Source organism: Autumnicola lenta (assembly GCF_031846515.1).
Taxonomy (GTDB): domain Bacteria; phylum Bacteroidota; class Bacteroidia; order Flavobacteriales; family Flavobacteriaceae; genus Autumnicola; species Autumnicola lenta.
In genome coordinates this window covers 178,379-196,363 of the sequence record NZ_JAVRHO010000001.1, presented here as the reverse complement: position 1 = coordinate 196,363, position 17,985 = coordinate 178,379, and the positions used below count along the sequence as shown (strand labels likewise).

16 protein-coding genes and 1 pseudogene are annotated in these 17,985 nt (G+C 39.2%); 7 read left to right on the top strand and 10 right to left on the bottom strand.

Annotated features, from left to right (window positions below):
• Positions 1-135: 135 nt before the first annotated feature.
• Positions 136-981 carry a ferritin-like domain-containing protein gene (locus RM545_RS00815; protein WP_311493363.1) on the top strand — a complete coding sequence of 282 codons (846 nt, stop codon included), beginning with the start codon at positions 136-138 and terminating at the stop codon, positions 979-981.
• A 28-nt stretch (positions 982-1,009) separates the two neighbouring features.
• Positions 1,010-1,879 (top strand): ferritin-like domain-containing protein, encoded by an 870-nt coding sequence (locus RM545_RS00810; protein WP_311493362.1) that lies wholly within the window; start codon positions 1,010-1,012, stop codon positions 1,877-1,879.
• 73 nt (positions 1,880-1,952) lie between these two features.
• On the opposite strand, the gene RM545_RS00805 is transcribed toward RM545_RS00810, so the two are convergent.
• The 5 genes from RM545_RS00805 to RM545_RS00785 form a co-directional block, all read right to left on the bottom strand.
• Complete coding sequence (locus tag RM545_RS00805) at positions 1,953-3,224, bottom strand: adenylosuccinate synthase (RefSeq protein WP_311493361.1); 1,272 nt, start codon at positions 3,222-3,224, stop codon at positions 1,953-1,955.
• 12 nt (positions 3,225-3,236) lie between these two features.
• A complete protein-coding gene (locus RM545_RS00800) occupies positions 3,237-3,695 on the bottom strand; it encodes a Fur family transcriptional regulator (protein WP_311493360.1) in 459 nt (152 codons plus the stop codon).
• Between the two features lie 29 nt (positions 3,696-3,724).
• Positions 3,725-5,935, bottom strand: a complete 2,211-nt coding sequence (locus RM545_RS00795; protein ID WP_311493444.1) for a RelA/SpoT family protein — start codon at positions 5,933-5,935, stop codon at positions 3,725-3,727.
• A gap of 38 nt (positions 5,936-5,973) precedes the next feature.
• On the bottom strand, positions 5,974-7,212 hold the full coding sequence (locus tag RM545_RS00790) for a M48 family metallopeptidase (protein ID WP_311493359.1): 1,239 nt from the start codon (positions 7,210-7,212) through the stop codon (positions 5,974-5,976).
• A gap of 78 nt (positions 7,213-7,290) precedes the next feature.
• Positions 7,291-8,100, bottom strand: a complete 810-nt coding sequence (locus RM545_RS00785; protein WP_311493358.1) for a TrmH family RNA methyltransferase — start codon at positions 8,098-8,100, stop codon at positions 7,291-7,293.
• 161 nt (positions 8,101-8,261) lie between these two features.
• On the opposite strand from RM545_RS00785, the gene RM545_RS00780 reads away from it, so the two are divergent.
• Positions 8,262-8,708: a hypothetical protein gene (locus RM545_RS00780; protein ID WP_311493357.1), complete on the top strand. Its 447-nt coding sequence runs from the start codon at positions 8,262-8,264 to the stop codon at positions 8,706-8,708.
• 66 nt (positions 8,709-8,774) lie between these two features.
• Here the strand turns inward: RM545_RS00780 and RM545_RS00775 are convergent, their stop codons facing one another.
• Complete coding sequence (locus RM545_RS00775; RefSeq protein WP_311493356.1) at positions 8,775-9,848, bottom strand: DUF3810 domain-containing protein; 1,074 nt, start codon at positions 9,846-9,848, stop codon at positions 8,775-8,777.
• Between the two features lie 89 nt (positions 9,849-9,937).
• Between RM545_RS00775 and RM545_RS00770 the strand changes: the two genes are divergently transcribed.
• A complete protein-coding gene (locus RM545_RS00770) occupies positions 9,938-11,398 on the top strand; it encodes an aminoacyl-histidine dipeptidase (protein WP_311493355.1) in 1,461 nt (486 codons plus the stop codon).
• A 129-nt stretch (positions 11,399-11,527) separates the two neighbouring features.
• Here RM545_RS00770 and RM545_RS00765 read toward each other — a convergent pair whose 3' ends face one another.
• Genes RM545_RS00765 through RM545_RS00755 form a run of 3 tightly spaced genes read right to left on the bottom strand, consistent with a single transcriptional unit; the run spans position 11,528 to position 14,223 of the window.
• A complete protein-coding gene (locus RM545_RS00765) occupies positions 11,528-12,646 on the bottom strand; it encodes a peptidylprolyl isomerase (protein ID WP_311493354.1) in 1,119 nt (372 codons plus the stop codon).
• A gap of 3 nt (positions 12,647-12,649) precedes the next feature.
• The gene (gene gldI / locus RM545_RS00760; RefSeq protein ID WP_311493353.1) at positions 12,650-13,210 is read right to left on the bottom strand and encodes a gliding motility-associated peptidyl-prolyl isomerase GldI; all 561 of its coding nucleotides are present in this window, start codon (positions 13,208-13,210) and stop codon (positions 12,650-12,652) included.
• Complete coding sequence (locus tag RM545_RS00755; protein ID WP_311493352.1) at positions 13,207-14,223, bottom strand: DHH family phosphoesterase; 1,017 nt, start codon at positions 14,221-14,223, stop codon at positions 13,207-13,209. Before RM545_RS00755 ends, gldI begins: the two co-directional genes overlap by 4 nt.
• A gap of 252 nt (positions 14,224-14,475) precedes the next feature.
• Between RM545_RS00755 and RM545_RS00750 the strand changes: the two genes are divergently transcribed.
• The 3 genes from RM545_RS00750 (at position 14,476) to RM545_RS00740 (ending at position 17,150) form a co-directional block, all read left to right on the top strand.
• On the top strand, positions 14,476-14,895 hold the full coding sequence (locus RM545_RS00750) for a nucleoside-diphosphate kinase (RefSeq protein WP_311493351.1): 420 nt from the start codon (positions 14,476-14,478) through the stop codon (positions 14,893-14,895).
• A 619-nt stretch (positions 14,896-15,514) separates the two neighbouring features.
• The gene (locus RM545_RS00745; RefSeq protein ID WP_311493350.1) at positions 15,515-16,279 is read left to right on the top strand and encodes a ferritin-like domain-containing protein; all 765 of its coding nucleotides are present in this window, start codon (positions 15,515-15,517) and stop codon (positions 16,277-16,279) included.
• Between the two features lie 25 nt (positions 16,280-16,304).
• Positions 16,305-17,150: a ferritin-like domain-containing protein gene (locus RM545_RS00740; protein ID WP_311493349.1), complete on the top strand. Its 846-nt coding sequence runs from the start codon at positions 16,305-16,307 to the stop codon at positions 17,148-17,150.
• 415 nt (positions 17,151-17,565) lie between these two features.
• Here RM545_RS00740 and RM545_RS00735 read toward each other — a convergent pair.
• Positions 17,566-17,932: pseudogene (locus RM545_RS00735) on the bottom strand (protein-L-isoaspartate O-methyltransferase family protein).
• Between the last annotated feature and the right edge of the window lie 53 nt (positions 17,933-17,985).

Genomic DNA, 17,985 nt, shown 5'->3' with positions numbered 1-17,985 from the left:
TAAGATAATCTTAATATAACACAATAAAATATTAAAAACGTCTCTGCTGCGGCTGGTTTTTGAAAATATTAACATGCGCTAGCGGCCATCCAGCTAATAAACCTGTAAGTTTAGGCGTGAACTAAAAATTATATTATGAAGAAACCAGTTGTAAAGGTTGATTTTGTTGATGAATCGCCAAAAAATGGAAAATTTAAGTCTCGAAGGAGATTTATAAAAATTGGAGGATTAGCTTTTGCAGGCTCCAGCTTTTTAATGTATTCCTGCAGTGAAGATGATGATTTTAACCCGGGCCAACAACAAGGTCCCGATCCGGAGCCGGAAGAACCGGAGGAGCCAGAAGAACCAGAAGAACCCATGGAGCCGGAAGAACCTGCTGCTTTTGACTTGGGTAGCGGTGACGTAGGGATTCTTAATTACGCTTATGCGCTGGAACAATTAGAGGCAGCTTTTTATACTGCGGTAAGAGCAGGAGATTACTATTCAGGAGCTCCGGCAGAAGAACAGGAACTTATAGATGATCTTTATAACCACGAAGTGATTCACCGTGAATTTTTTAGAGCGGCAATTACAGCTGCAGTAGGAGAAGGAAATGAAGATATGGTATTACCAGATCTTGAATTTAATACTGATTCCATTGACTTTAACGATAGAACATCTGTATTGGAAACAGCAAGATTACTGGAAGATACCGGTGTAGCTGCCTATAATGGTGCAGGGGATAGACTGGAAAGTGCTACTTACCTTACTATTGCTGGTAAAATTGTTTCTGTAGAGGCCAGGCATGCTTCTGCAATTCGTTCCTTACTTAATCCACAATCTGCGGATTTTGCAGGTGATGACATTCTTGTAGATATTCAGGGTACAGGTATAGCTTATGACAGAGCTGCTGATCCATCTGAAATTATTAGTGAGGCCGGTGGTTTCATTGCTACAGAATTTACAGCAGATAATTTACCGTCACCAATGACCGGAGCGTAAGCGATAACAATCAAAAAAGAAAAAAATTATGAGTATTATAAAAATGTTGGATGAATTTACATCCGAAAACTTAACCAAAAAAACAAGTTCACGCCGTGAGCTTTTCAGCACATTTGGCTCTCTGGGCAAAAAAGCTGCTGTTGCAGCAGTTCCTTTTGGACTTGCAGGAAAATCTGCAAGTGCGAGTACTTTTTTTCAGCAAAGAGCTCATGAGGAGCCGTTTAGACTAGCTTTAACTCTAGAATATCTTGAAGCTCAGTTTTATATGATGGCACTTGAGTCTGGAGTTCTGGAAGGTGGAAGTCGTGAAGAAATTGCTTTCATGAAAATTTCAGAACACGAAGATGCGCATGTTGCACTCTTACAGGCTGTTTTAGAAGAGGCTGAAGTAAATACAGATTCACCTTCTTTTGATTTTACCGTCGGTGGAATGTTTGATCCTTTTAATGAGAACGGAGACATAGAAACTGCGAGAGCTCAGGTACTGGCACTTGCTCAGGCTTTTGAAGACACGGGAGTAAGAGCTTATAAAGGTCAGGCTCCAATGTTAATGGGAACACCATGGCTTGAACCGGCCTTACAGATCCATTCTGTAGAAGCACGACATGCTTCAGAAATTAGAAGAATAAGAGGCCTTAAAGGTTGGATAACCGGAAGTGAACGTGGTGCAGGAATGCCGGAAGCAACCCAGGCTGTCTATGATGGCGAAGATGTTGTGACCCAGGGAGGTGTAGATTTAACTACTCTGGATTATGGGGATTCTCCTATAGTTGGTGATGTTACTGCGGCAGTAACCCAGGCTTTTGATGAGCCAATAACAGGTGAGACTGCAACAGCTATTGCCAGCCTGTTCATTGTTGCAGATGATAATGGTGGTGAAGAAGATACAGAAGGATAAAAAGGATAAATTTATTCAAAGAAAAAGGCTGCTTCTCTCGAAGCAGCTTTTTTTATATATTCTAAAAAAGTAATTACCGGGTAATCGTTTGTTTACGATCCGGTCCAACCGAGACTACAGAAATTGGTACTTCAAGTTCTTTTTCTAAAAACTTCACGTAATCATTAAATTCTTTTGGTAACTCAGATGCTTCGGTCATTCCGGTAAGATCAGCAGCCCAGCCTTTCATTTCAGTGTAAACAGGAGTAATATTTTCTGCTTCTATATTGTATGGCAGATGTGTAATTTCTTCTCCTCTGTAGTTATAAGCAGTACAAACTTTTAGAGTTTCAAATCCGCTTAAAACATCACCTTTCATCATAATTAGCTGCGTAATACCGTTCACCTGCACAGCATATTTTAGTGCAACAAGATCCAGCCAGCCACACCTTCTTGGTCTACCCGTGGTAGCTCCAAATTCATTACCTACACGCGCCATAGTTTTTCCGTCTTCATCAAAAAGTTCGGTAGGGAAAGGACCACTACCTACGCGGGTGGTGTATGCTTTAAAGATTCCGAAAGCTTCTCCAATCTGTCTTGGTGCCACACCCAAACCGGTACAGGCTCCTGCTGCAGTGGTATTGGATGAGGTAACAAAAGGATAGGTTCCAAAGTCGATATCCAGTAAAGATCCCTGTGCGCCTTCAGCTAAAATACTTTTATTGTCGGCCTGTGCTTTTTGGAGGTAATCTTCACTATCTATAAACGTAAGTTCCTTCAAGGTTCTTACAGCATCAAAAAATTCTTTTTCGAGTTCTGCCAGGTTGTACTGTACATCCACATTATAGAACTCAATCATTTTTTCATGCTTATTGGCAAGGGAACGATATTTCTCCTCCCAGCCGTCAAGCTCAAGATCTCCTATTCTAATTCCATTTCTTCCGGTTTTGTCCATGTAAGTTGGACCAATACCTTTTAAGGTAGATCCAATTTTGGCTTTACCTTTAGAAGCTTCAGAAGCTGCATCGAGTAACCGGTGTGTTGGTAAAATTACGTGCGCTTTTCTGGAAATAAGGAGCTTGGATTTATAGTCGACTTTGTGTTTGTCGAGATTCAGAAGCTCTTTTTTAAAGATTACCGGATCGATTACGACCCCGTTACCTACTAAATTAATTGTACTGTCGTGGAAAATTCCGGAAGGAATAGTATGCAACACATGTTTTTGTCCGTCGAATTCGAGCGTGTGTCCGGCATTTGGACCACCCTGAAAACGTGCTATAATGTCATACTTGGAGGTGAAAACATCAACAATTTTTCCTTTTCCCTCGTCGCCCCACTGGAGCCCGAGAAGTAAATCTACCGCCATGAAATATTTGGGTTAATTAGTTTCTTCTTTTTTGTTGCCGTAAAAATATAAAGAATGTTTGGTAATTTCGATATCAAAAACCTCTTCTATGGTTTTTTTGATAGTCTGTATCCTCGGATCGCAGAATTCGATAACTTCCCCGGTATCGGTAAGGATAATATGATCGTGATTACGGTCAAAATAGGATTTTTCGTATTGTGCCTGGTTCTGCCCAAACTGGTGCTTTCTTACCAGTCCGCAGCCCAACAACAACTCGATAGTATTGTATAAAGTAGCCCGGCTAACGCGGTACTTTTTATTCTTCATTTTGATATAAAGGGATTCAATATCAAAATGATCGTCATTATTGTATATTTCCTGGAGTATCGCAAAACGTTCCGGGGTCTTTCGATGGCCCTTATCTTCCAAAAATTTGGTAAATACGTTTTTTACGACAGCCTGGTCGTTCTTATTTACAACTTTTTTACTCATAATTCTTTCTCCAAAGCAAAGATATGGGATTATTCACGGCTTACCTTGTCTATGCCGTTAATTTTTTTAAGCCGGCTAATGATGGTGGAAAGGATGGAATTGTTCTTGACCACCAGGGTAATCCTCCCACTAAAAATACCATCTGAACTTTCAAAATTGATGTTTTTCATATTCACATGCAGGTTACTGGAAATCTCTTTGGTAATCTCGCTTACCAAACCTAAATTATCGATTCCGGTAAGTCTAATTACCGCCTTAAAGTCCTGTTGGGAACTATCAATCCATTTCGCCGGAATTATTCTGTAGGCATAGTTACTCTGAAGCTGGATCGCATTTGGACAATCTTTTTTATGTACCTTAATTCCATCGCTAACGGTTACGAAACCAAAGACATTATCTCCCGGAATCGGGTTGCAACAACTGGCGAGTTTATAGTCCAGTGTTTCGTCCTGATCTTTGCCAAATACCAGCTGATCGTATTTGGAAGTAATTTCATCTTTATCAAGATCTTCGGCCACAACCGGTTTTTTGATCTTGCTCTTAATATAGCTAACCAGGGCATTACTTCTGGAGGAAGCAAATTCTTTTATTTTCTGGTTATCGATTTTACCGATTCCCACCCGGTAGAAAAGATCCAGACTGGTTTTTAAATGAAAAAATACAACCAGCTCGTTTACTGTTTTTTCGTTGAATTGTATCTTCTGAGATTTTAATTTTCGGGTAAGGATAGCTTTTCCTTCTTCGGCGATTTCCTTTTTTTCATCTTTAAGCGAAGACTTTATCTTAGCTCTCGCCCTTGCTGTAGTGGCATAATCCAGCCAGTTAACATTCGGTTTGGCGTTTTCGGAAGTTATTATTTCTACCTGGTCCCCGCTTTTTAATTCGTGACTTAGCGGGACAAGTTTATTGTTAACCCTTGCACCACGAGTGTGCGTTCCAACTTCAGTATGAATACTGAAGGCGAAATCCAGCGGAGTAGCTCCCTTTGGAAGGGACTTCAAGTCTCCTTGTGGTGTAAACACGAAAATTTCTTTAGAATATAAGTTGAGTTTAAACTGTTCTACAAAATCAACGGCATTAACTTCGGGATTTTCGAGAGCTTCCTGCAAACGGTTCAGCCATTCCTCAATTCCCTGTTCTTCCTGGACACTTCCCTGTTTATATTTATAATGGGCAGCATAACCCTTTTCTGCAATTTCATTCATTCGCCGGCTCCTTATCTGCACTTCTACCCATCTTCCTTTTGGGCCCATTACGGTGATGTGCAGCGCTTCGTAGCCTGTAGACTTCGGAGAAGAAATCCAGTCTCTTAATCGGGTAGGATTTGGCCTGAAGTGATCGGTTACTATAGAATAAATTTTCCAGGCAAAGAATTTCTCATCATAAGGCTCGCTTTTATATATGATCCTAATCGCAAACTTGTCGTAAACTTCATCAAAGCCCACGTTTTGGTTGAGCATTTTGCGATGAATAGAATAGATCGATTTTGGCCTTCCTTTGATTTCATAAACAAATTCTTCCCGTTCAAGAGAGTTTTCTATAACCCGGGAAAATTCCCTGATGTACGCATCCTGTTCCTCTTTACTCTCTTTTATTCTGGTGAAAATATCATTGTAGACTTCGGGTTCAGTATATTTTAGTCCAAGGTCTTCAAGCTCAGTTTTAATGTTATAAAGCCCGATTCTGTGGGCCATGGGAGCATAAATATATAATGTTTCTGAAGCGATTTTCACCTGTTTATCCGGACGCATGGCGTCCATCGTTTGCATATTGTGCAGCCTATCTGCTATTTTAATGATGATTACCCTAATATCATCATTTAATGTGAGCAGCATTTTTCTGAAGTTTTCGGCCTGCAACGAAACATCCTTGTCTTTTTTCAGACTCGAAATTTTGGTGAGTCCGTCCACAATTTTTGCAACGGTTTCACCAAACATTTCTTCAATTTGCTCCAGCGTATAAGGTGTATCTTCAACTACATCATGAAGTAGAGCTGCAGCTATCGAGGTCGCATCCAGCCCAATTTCCGCAGCAACAATCTTGGCCACTGCAATAGGGTGGAAAATATAAGCTTCACCAGATTTCCTACGCTGGTCTTTGTGCGCATCTACGGCTGTATCAAAAGCAGAACGAATTAATACTTTATCCTCGGAGGTGAGTGTCTGGTAACTTATACGCAGGAGCTCCTTGTATTGTCTCGCAATATCCTTGTTTTCCTTTTTTATAGCGGCTTCTGTCATCATGTTTTAAAAGTACAATTAAGATTATAAAGAAACAACTACAAATCTCCTTGCAGGTTTCTAAATCTCTGCAATAGTGTAGGGTGCGAGTAATGTACCTTAACATAAGCTTTATGCGGAGTCAGATTACTCAGGCTGTTTTTGGATAGCTTTTTAAGACTGGAAATGAGGTGATTACCATCATAGGTGTCTTTCGCAAAATCATCTGCCTGATATTCGAATTTTCGGGAAAGATAGTTCATGATAAAACCTGTAATTTCAGAAATGGGGCTATACAATATTCCGAAGGCAACAAGGCCAATGTGAAAACCAGGCTGTGAAACTCCCAAAGCTTCAGATAGCACTGGATTTCCCACAAAAAGAGATAACAGCCATAATGTAAATCCGGTGGTAAGGATAGAAGCGGTAAGATTTACGATAATATGGTTTTTTTTATAGTGACCTACTTCGTGCGCAAGTACCGCGACAATCTCTTCATCTTTCAGGTCGTTTACCAGTGTGTCATATAAAGTAATCCTTTTTTCCTTCCCAAATCCCGAAAAATAGGCATTTGCTTTTGTACTTCTTTTAGAACCGTCGATCACAAAAATATTGTCTAGCTTAAAACCAACGTTTTCAGCGTATCTCTCTATTTTTTCCCTTAACGAACCATCCTTTAAAGGAGTTTGCTTGTTGAAAAGCGGAACAATAAGTTTCGCATAAAACATGTTCATAAAAATGGCAAATATCGCCACGAGAATCCAGGCATACCACCAAAAATTATCTCCGGCAATCTGGTAAAACCAGATAATAAGTGCCAGTATTACGCCGCCCAGGATAGCCATCATCAGCCAGCCTTTGAGTTTATCCAGCAAAAAAGTTTTTTTAGTGGTTTTGTTGAATCCGTATTTTTCTTCAATCACAAAAGTACTGTACCAGGAAAAAGGAGTGGTAAGAATATCACTGCCAAACATAATTATTCCGAAGAAAATAAGTGCTACCAAAATCGGGTTATCACTAACACTCCTTGCAATTTGATCTGCCCATTCAAAACCTCCGAAAATAATAAAACCTAAAGTCAGCAGCACTGAAAAAGTTGACGTAATTATTCCGAATTTGTACCGCTCTTTTTTGTACCGCTGCGATTTCTCATATTCTTCGGAATTGTATACATCTTCTAATTCCTGTGGAACGGGATCGTCAAAATGTTTTGCGTTTAAGGCATCCAGGATTTTATCGAATATAAAATCGATAATTATGATCCCGATAATGATATAATATAAAGTCTCTGAGCTCAAATGTGTTTCTTTTTAAATGAAAGTATTCTTTCCTGAACAAGTTTATTGTATAAATTTCTACAGCCTACAGCCTACAGCCTAATTTAAAAATCCCCGTTGCCGCTTGGCTTCAAAAATAAGGATCCCTGCTGCAACCGAAACATTCATAGAATCTATTTCACCACTCATGGGAATTATGATATTTTGATCTGAATTTTCAAGCCATTCGCTGCTCAAACCGGTCGCTTCTGTTCCTACAACGATGGCCGAACTTTCCCTAAAGTCGACTTCAGCATAATTTTTTGAATCCTGCAGCGCGGCGGCATAAATTTTAATATTTTGTCGTTTTAGGAACGCAATAATTTCAGAAGTAGAGCCGGTGGCAATTTGATTGGTAAAAACACAGCCCACGCTGGACCGTATGATATTTGGATTGTAAAGATCGGTCTTTGGATTGGCAATTATCACGGCATCTGCATTTGCAGCATCTGCCGTTCTTAATAAAGCGCCGATATTTCCTGGTTTTTCGGGTGCTTCAGCAATAAGAATCAGTGGTTTTTCTGAAGAAAACTGCAAATCCTTCAGCGTCGAGGTTTTAGACTGAAAAATGGCAATTAAGCCTTCAGTACTTCCGCGGTACGCAAGCTTTTTATAAACTTCAGAAGAGATTTCAGTAATATCAGGTCGAAAATTGGCATTTTCGAGCATTGACTTTATTTCATCTTCGGAAGATAATCCAGGTTGAAAATAAATTTCCTTAAGCCGAAAACCACCTTTTATCCCTAACTGAATTTCCCGAATTCCTTCCGCTGTAAAAACACCTTCTTTTCTCCTGTTTCGGGATTTTTCCTGTAACTGAAGAATTCGTTTTATTGCAGGATTCTGTAAGCTCGAAATTTGTTTGTGCATACAGCAAAGATAATAAAAGAGTCTCCCGCCTTACACAATCCTGAATCTAAAGTTAAAATAGCTTAGACCTGGGTTAAAAAATAACCGATATTAATATAAAATTTTGTGTATCAGTCGGAAAACAGCTAATTTGTGTATTATTACTATAAAAAGAAAAAGTAATGTTAGTAGAAAAAACAACAAAGAATAAGTTACCTATAAAAGAAGGTTTTAGAATATTGAGTTTTATTTTTGCAGCCATCTTAGTAAGCGCATGCTCAAGCACCATAAACTTTCCTAATTCTGAAGTTATCCCCGCCGCCGATGCAAAGCTGAAGGTCGAGAAAAATGATAATAATAACTACGAACTGGAATTTGAGGTAGAAAATATGGCTGAACCCGACCGTCTAACCCCTGCCAGAAGAAATTATGTAGCATGGATGGAAACTGAAAAGCACGGAACCATTAATATTGGAAATTTAAGGATAAATCGTAAGAACAGCGGAGAAATACGTACCGTTACACCTTATAAACCGATTAGAGTTTTTATTACGGCAGAAGATCGACAGGATGCGGTAACTCCTTCTACACAGGTAGTACTTAACTCCGGAGAATTTAAGGTGAAATAAAGAGAGGCCCCGAAAATGCCAAATATCGTCCCACTGAAATTTTACTGCTGAAGAAGGGATTTGAACCTAAAACCTGTTTTCTTCTTCTTCAAAATAATTTACCAGCAGTGCCACGACGTAACTGTAACTTTTTAAACCTTCAGACTGGTTGTTGGCAATCAAGTATCGATTATAGATAATCTGAAAAATTGGCTCAAACGGATTCTTATGCGCCATCCAGAATTCTTCTACTTCTCTATAATTAGCCAGAATTCCCGGATTAAGGGTTGCAATCAATTCTTCAGAAACTGCTTTATCCCTTCTATGTAATTCATTTAAACAATACCGTAGTGCAAATGTAAAACCTGAATATCTAAAGTAAGGGTCGGGATGGTTCATTGTCACCAGACAGGCAATAAAATTTGCTTCATTTTCTTTTGCAAAACCAAGCTGGTGACCAAGTTCATGACTGGCCGTTGTTGGAATTTTGTACGGAACAATGAGCGTGTTAACTTGAGCCTCGTTGGTAAGCGGATTTAAGTATCCATTAAAGCCCATATACGACAATGGCATGCTGTAGATAGAGGATTTTAGGCTTTCCCCACGGTATGCCAACTCAGGAAATTCTTCGCTTACACTCTCGTAACCTTCAATTGTTCTTTCAAAAATTTCTGATGTGATATAGGGAATTGTGATTTTCAGCGAGTCGTTTTCAGCAAGTTCAGAATGGATTTCATTAGAACGTTCAATGAATTGCTTTGTGAGGATAATTAACCTTTCTGTAGTGTATTCATTATCAATTTCTAATGACCGGTGCAACGGCAAACGGTAATAATTATATCCCCAGAAGAGATTAAAACAGAGATAAATAATAGACAAACTGGCAAAGGCTTCTATTAACCATTTTTTAGGATTTCTAAATCGTTCTTTTATCCTGATAATGATCCACCTGATTAATAGGATTACCAAAAATGCGTAAAGCAAATCGCCAAGTGAAAATGGAAGAATTCCCAAAGAAACTCGCATTATTCCGGAAATCTTTGGATAAAGGAAATTGCTGTACCAGATTTCAATAAAAAGGGGGTGATTGGATAAAATCTTGATAATGATGATCTGCAGGGGTAGGAATAAAGCAAGAACTAAGGTGGTTTTTCTCTTCACGGCGCTATATTACAATTTTTATAACTTTTCAAATTTTCCAGCTTACGCAATTACCAATACATTTGTGAATATACCAAAATATTAAGATTATGAATGAAGAAATAAGAGAGTTAGAACCGCGCGAATTATGGAAAAACTTTGCAGATTTAAACGAAGTTCCAAGGGCTTCCAAGAAGGAAGAGCAGGTGATAGAGTTCATTAAAAACTTCGGAAATAATCTTAATCTGGAAACATTGGTAGACGATACCGGGAATGTGGTTATCAGGAAAACTGCCACTGCCGGTCTGGAAGATAGAAAACCAGTGGTGCTTCAGTCTCATCTTGATATGGTGCACCAGAAAAATAATGACACAAAGTTCGACTTCGCCACTCAGGGGATAGAAATGTATGTAGACGAAGATTGGGTGCGGGCCAAAGGAACCACGCTTGGTGCCGATAACGGTCTTGGTGTGGCTACAATTATGGCAATTCTCGAGAGTAAGGAAATTGAACATCCTGCAATGGAAGCTCTTTTTACAATAGACGAAGAGACGGGAATGACCGGGGCAAAAGGCCTTGATCCCGATTTACTTAAGGGAGAAATTCTGCTTAACCTGGATACTGAAGAAGATGACGAAATAGGAATTGGTTGTGCAGGAGGTGTGGATATTACGGCAATCAGGGAGTACGAGCAGGAAAACACCCCCGAAAATTCTGTGGGTTACCTTATAAGCGTAAAGGGGCTGAAGGGAGGACATTCCGGTATGGATATCGACAAAGGTCTTGGGAATGCGAACAAATTAATTACCCGTGTACTTTATGATTCCTTCCGTGATTACGGTTTGCGGTTATCTACACTACATGGTGGCGGATTGCGAAACGCCATTCCGCGTGAAGCTGAAGCTGTTGTGGTTGTAGATAAATCTGATATCGAACCTTTTCTGAATGAAAATCTCATTTTGATCGACGACATTAAAGCGGAATATAAAAGCCTGGAACCAAACCTCGATATAAGTATTTCTGAAGCTGACGTGCCGGAACATGTGATGAAGGTTGAAGATCAACAGGATTTGCTGAAGGCGGTTTCTACAGCGCATAACGGAGTCTACAGAATGAGCCCTGAAATTGAAGGACTTGTTGAAGCATCTAATAATATCGCAAGGATTTCTGTTGAAGACGGAAGGGTTGAAGTTAACTGTCTCACAAGATCTTCAGTAGAATCTTCCAGGAATGATTTATCCAACAGCGTGGAGGCTGCTTTTGAACTGGCGAAGTTTAAAGTTAAACTTTCGGGGGAATATCCGGGCTGGGCACCAAACAGAGAATCTGAAGTTTTAAAAGTTGTAGATGAAACTTATCAGAAGCTGAATGGTGAAAAAGCCAAAATAGAAGCCTGTCATGCAGGACTGGAATGTGGAATAATAGGAAATCACTATCCGCACATGGATATGGTTTCCTTCGGGCCTACTATAAGAGGCGCACATTCTCCAGATGAGCGCGCCAGCATTTCTTCAGCAAAAAAATACTATAAACTGGTTCTTGAAGTTCTGAAAAATATTCCGAAGAAATAATTGTAAATAGCTTTTAGATAGGGTGCTGAAAATGGCAATTTTCGACCTGTAAATAAAAATGACCTAAAGATTAGTAATTAAAAAAGCCCCAAAATGGGGCTTTTTCAATTGATGTTCGGGAGAGTTTTACTATTCCTGAATATCTGTGAGTTCCAGTTTAAAAACAAGATCTGTGTTTGGTGGAATAGGACCGCGGCCTCTTTCTCCATAAGCCAAATGACTTGGGATAAACGCTACAGCTTTGTCACCAACCTTCATTTGTTGTAGTGCTTCATTAAAGCCTGGAATCATAGGGGCATCTGGTCCGTACTTGATGTACATAGGGCCATATCCTCCCTGTGCAGCACGTTGCTCATTAAAAGCACCTAATTCCCGTGCAATGTCTTCTTTATTAGTATCGAAATAACCTCCGTCTTCAAAATAACCTTCATATAAAACGCCAACAGTTTGCCCTACTTCAGGTTTTTCACCGTCGCCTTTTTCTTCAAAGTATATTTTGAGTCCGCTATCTAATGAATCTGCCTGTTCCTCTAAGTTCTGAAGTTCTTGTGCAGTTTCAGCTTTGGCTTCTTCCATTTTCCTTGCAGCTTCCTCTTTTTCAGCTTCTATTTCCTGAAGTCCGGTTTCAAAAGTTTCGGCAGCATCAAAATTTTTAGCTTCTCTTCCTTTTCTGATGATATTTAGGGAATTTATCACCACATCTTCCACAGGTTTGTCCCTTGGTCCGGTCTCGACCTGGCCGATAGAATCAACAACATCAAGGCCTTTTACCACTTTTCCAAAAACGGTATGTCTTCCGTCGAGATTAGGAGTAGGAGCCAAGGTGATAAAAAACTGACTTCCGTTGGTTCCCGGGCCTGCATTTGCCATAGAAAGAATTCCTTTGGCATCATGACGAAGACTGTCGTTAGTCTCATCTGGGAAACGGTAACCTGGTCCTCCTGATCCGGTTCCTGTAGGATCTCCTCCCTGGATTACAAATCCATCAATTACCCGGTGAAAAATGATTCCGTCATAAAAAGGTTTATCCTGGTAAGTGCTGTCTACCTGTGGATTTGTGCCTTCAGCAAGGGAAACAAAACTTCCAACGGTAATTGGGGTTTGCTCAAAATAAAGCTCTGCAACAATAGGACCTTTAGAAGTATTAAATTCTGCATAAAGTCCATCTTCTAAGTCTGGATATTCATCATTACAGGAGAAAAGGGAAAGTGCTATTGCAAATAAAAATAATAAATTCGTTTTTTTCATTTCTTAATTATTGATTTCGTTATCGGTTTTCGTTTTTATTGAATGTAAAGTTACTTTTGTTTTAAGGGGAACATTAGTCCCAATTTTTCCTTTGTCACCATAGTAGCCAAAAGCCTGATAAGAAGGAAAGAGAAAAGTTACTGTTTCCCCTTCTTTCATAAGTTTAAGGCCTTCGCGCAGACCGCTGAAAAGCTTTTCCTGGTCTATTGCATATTCCCTGGTAGGTTTTTCACCTTCAGCGTAAATTGGTTCTCCATCCAATGTGGAAATGCTATAATCGAAGACCACAACATCACCAAAGTCTGGAGTTACCGTATTTGTGGAATCGGTAGATTTTTGGTTATAATAGTACCAGAAATTATTGCTTGAAGCAATATAATTTTGGGTGCAATCCTGTGCGATAATAAGCTGAATTTTTTCTTCTTCCTGTGTAAGTAAATCTTTATTGCGTTGTGCAGATTCGTTTATATAGGAGCCGGAACTCTGAGTTACAGGGTACCTTGCTTCCGGAGACTTGCAGGAAGCCACGGCAATTACAAATAAAATCAGCAATTTCAGTTTCATAGCGATAATTCCTTTGAATATTCCGGCAGAATTCTATTAAACCTCACCACAGTTTCTTCAAGGGACAAATCACTTTTTCCACCGGCTGCGTTAATATGTCCGCCGCCGTCAAAATGTTTTCTTGCAAAATCATTTACAGAAAAATCCCCTTTAGAACGGAATGAGATTTTGATCATATTTTCTGCTCTGTGTTCTATAAAAATTACAGCAAAAACTATTCCTGCAAGAGACAGGCCATAATTTACAAAGCCTTCTGTATCCCCTTTTTTAAAGTTGTGTCTATCCAGTTCTTCCTGAGAGAGTGTGATATAAGCGGTTTTCAGCTCCTGATTTACCTTTAAATTCTGAAGTGCAACACCAAGCAGCTGCAATCCGTTTTGTGAATTGGTGTCGAAAACATTGTTATGAATAATGGAATTGTCAGCTCCTTTTTCAATTAGATCTGCAACAACGCGATGCGTATCGCTTGAAGTGGAGCTAAACCTGAAAGAACCGGTGTCTGTCATTATTCCCGTGTAAAGACAGGTTGCGATTTCAGGAGTAATTTTTTTAACGGCCATTAATTTCTCGATAAAATGATAGACCATCTGGCAGGTGGAACTCATGCTGGCATCGCTATAGGTGTAATCTGCATACTCTGCCGGTTCCTGGTGATGGTCGATCATAATAAAAGTAGCTTCAGACTGCTCCAGTTGTTCCACCATTAAGCCTGATCGGGAAAGTGTATTAAAATCTAGAGTAAAGATAATATCTGCCTCCGCAATTAATTTCTTCGATTTTTCCTGGTTACTTTCATAAATAATAACTTCTTCATTTCCCGGAAGCCATTTTAAAAAGTGCGGATAATCATTAGGTGCGATCACGTGCGCATTATGTCCTTTCTCTTTCAGAAAATGCCATAGTGCCAATGTAGAACCCATTGCATCGCCATCGGGACCTTTGTGCGGGACAATAACAATATTATTGGCTCGTGAAAGTTCTGCTGTTATTTCTAATATATTCTGTTCGATCATACCTGGTGGTAAAGATACGATTTATTAGATTTCGCTAATAAACGGACCTTATTTTTTGGTTATTGACAAAGCAACAAAAAATGAGCTTTAAATCTACTTTTTTCTATTTTTTTTCTAATCTTCCGTTCTTTAACGCATCAAAATTGTTGAAAGTGGTGCAAGAATAAAAATAGATTACTTAAGATAAAGTAATTATGAGTTTGTAATTGATCTGAATTGTCTATTTTTGCACCAAAATTTAAAAAGATAAAAATGGCAGGAAATAAAACATTCACCATGCTGAAGCCAGATGCTGTTGAAAATGGGCACATTGGAGCAATCTTAGAACAAATCACAGCTTCAGGATTTAGGATAGTAGCAATGAAGCTTACGCAAATGACAAAAGCTGATGCTGAAAAATTCTACGATATCCATAAGGAGCGTCCGTTTTTTGGAGAGTTGGTGGAATTTATGACTCGCGGTCCTATTGTGGCAGCTATTCTTGAAAAAGAAAATGCAGTTGAAGATTTTAGAACCCTTATAGGTGCTACAAATCCTGAAGAGGCTGCTGAAGGTACTATCAGGAAAAAATACGCTGCTTCTATCGGGGAAAACGCGGTACATGGAAGTGACAGCGATGAAAATGCAGCTATAGAAGGTGCTTTTCACTTTGCCGGAAAGGAAATGTTTTAATTCTCTTAAACAAATATTATTCTGAAGAGCCATCGGGAAACCGGTGGCTTTTTTGGTTGTGAAAATTTAATTTCATTGTAGAACATTCTGCTAACGGAAGCCAAAAAAATATGAAGGTCGAAAATTGGCAATTTTGGCCCCGTCTTTCGGCGGCCCGTAAATATATCAGCATAAAGTCTGTTTCGTCAGGCTTTCAATTTTATTTGTGTTCTAGCTCATCAGTTTCTCTTATAACTGAGAATGGATTCTTCTACTTTTCTTCACATTTCTACGGCAAAACCTTCATATTCAATTGGTGTAATCTTATTAAAAATAATAATATCGCTTCGCAGCAAAAAACAAGAAAAAAATATGTTAAAAACGTCAAATTTTCAGATTTTAGGTGACGATTCTTGCTTTTTTTACAAAAAACAGATCTTTTCAGATTCTGAATCATTCTTATCTGTATATGATTTTTACTACAAATTGTTGAATTCATTAAAAAAAGTGGTATTTGGTAGTAAATATTTACTTTTCATATGTATTTAGCATTTTTTTAACTTTTAGAGGAATGAATTCGCTATGTTTAGCATGTATATTTATATTCCCCCCGATATTTATTAACCATTCTAATTTATTAATGATGAAAAGACCAATTATTAAGGTGCGGCATTCTGATGCTACACCAGATGGGGGCAGTACGTCCCGTCGCAAATTTTTAAAACTCGGTGGTCTGGCTCTTGCCGGAGGTAGTTTATTACTTTATTCCTGTGATGAGGAAGAATTGTCCAAACAAGAAGATATTCTTGGTAGAGACGCCAACGGTGGGGATGCCTTTAATTTAGGAACAGGAGATTTGGCTATTTTGAATTACGCTTATATTCTGGAGCAGCTGGAAGCAGCCTTTTATACCAGGGTCTTGGACGGTTCCTATTGGGCGTCGGCCGACCCGGTAGAAAAGCTTTATTTAAAAGACCTTCAGGCGCACGAAGTAATCCATAGAGAATTCTTTAAAGCCGTTTTAAGTGCGACATTTTCATCAGAGGAAGTTGCGCCAGATTTAGAATTCGATTTTAGTACTATTGACTTTAGTGATCGTGATTCCGTTTTGGGAACTTCCATTGTTTTGGAAGATACAGGGGTTTCAGCATACAATGGGGCAGGAGATCTCATTGAAAATCCTGCATACCTGGTGGCTGCGGGAAAAATAGTTTCAGTAGAAGCAAGGCATGCTTCGGCTTTAAGATCTATTTACCTGCCGGGATTTACAGAATTTGCGGGTGATGATATTATAGATGAAAACGGGCTGGACCTCGTAGCAGAGCCAAAGGATGTACTGGACACTGTGGTTTCTACCGGCTTTATAGAAAATGAATTAATCTATAACAACATTCCAAACGGATAATTATTTCAACTAAAAAAATAGTATAATGGATATTCTAAACTTTTTGAACGAATTTACCTCGCACGACCTTATAGAGAAAAGCTCCTCAAGGCGTCAAATGCTTGGGACTTTTGGATCTTTGGGAAAAAAAGCAGCTTTAGCAGCTATACCATTTGGTCTTGCCACCGGCAAAGCAAAGGCTGCAACACAAGCTAATGAAGCTATAAGCGCGCTACAACTGGCACTTACCCTAGAGTACCTGGAAGCCGATTTTTATGTAAAGGCGTTGGATTCCGGCGTATTGCCCTCTGGGAGACCGGAGGCCGTATATATGCAAATTTCCAAACATGAAACCGCACATGTCAATTTTTTGAAAGCCGGACTGGGTGATGCTGCATTTGACTCTCCCGATTTTGATTTTACCGCGGGAGGGGCGTTCGATCCCTTTAACCCGAACAATGATGCTGCTTATGCACAGCTCCTTGTGCTTGCTCAGGCTTTTGAAGATACCGGGGTAAGGGCTTATAAAGGGCAGGCAACCAATTTAATGGGAACAGCCTTCTTACAACCTGCACTGCGCATTCACTCTGTTGAGGCGAGACATGCGGCTGAAGTGAGAAGATTAAGGGCTGCTTTTCTTGATGATCCCCTTAATGAAGATCTTCTTCCATGGATTACACTTAATAACAGGGGACCTGGTATGCCTCCTGTCACACAACCTGTTTATGATGGGGAACAAAATGTTGTGCAGGCAGGAATAGATTTAACCACTATTACAGATTTTGGTGCAGTTTCTGTTTCACAGTCTTATGACGAGCCAATTTCCGGAGAAGTCGCAATTCAAATAGCCATTCTGTTTTTTGACAGTTGTGCTAAATGTCCGTCTTTTTAAGCAGATATAATTAAAGTTCACACTTTAATGAATACTTTCTCCCCCGGGAAAGTATTTTTTTATATACGGAGATATTTCGTAAAGAATTGAATTGTAGGACTTTTATAAATTGAGCTCTGATTTTTACCGTTTTCTGCTTTTGTTTTTTTGCAGTTTTTTATTTTCTGTCACCTTTATAGTTGTTTATTCCCGGGCTTTTTTAGTCATGGGTACAAAAGTTTACGAGCAAAAGGATCTTTTTTTTATAAGTATTCTCTCCCGGTCCTGCTAATCAGCACCAGTTCCTGAGATCTTTGGCCTACAGGAGCCAATAGCCGGCCTTCAATTTTAAGCTGTTCTTTTAAAGTTGTGGTATTTCGGGCGGGGCTGCGGTAATAATAATGGCATCAAAAGGAACTTTTTCAGATCAGGCTTCCTAACCGTCAGCATTCCGGGTTTGGATATTTCTCACACCAGAATTATTAAAGTTTTTGACAGCAAACTTATGTAGCCATTCAATAATTTCTATACTATAAATTTCTTTTGTTGGCTTTGAAAGTACAGAGGCATTATAGCCACAACCTGTGCCAATTTCCAGTACTTTTTCATGAGGCTGCAGTTTCGGGTGCTGTGCCATATAGGCAACAATGTAAGATTGACTTAAAGTTTGTCCTTAGCGGCCCGTCATCATAAGTCTTGTGCTTCATGTCATCAGGAATAAAATCTATTCTGTCTGTTTCTCGCATGGCCTGTAAGACTCTTGGATTATCAATACCTCTTATTTCTTCTTTTGAAGTATTCAACTTTTGATTTTTAGAAAAATGGAGTATTTAAAGATAAGAAATCTACACAATGT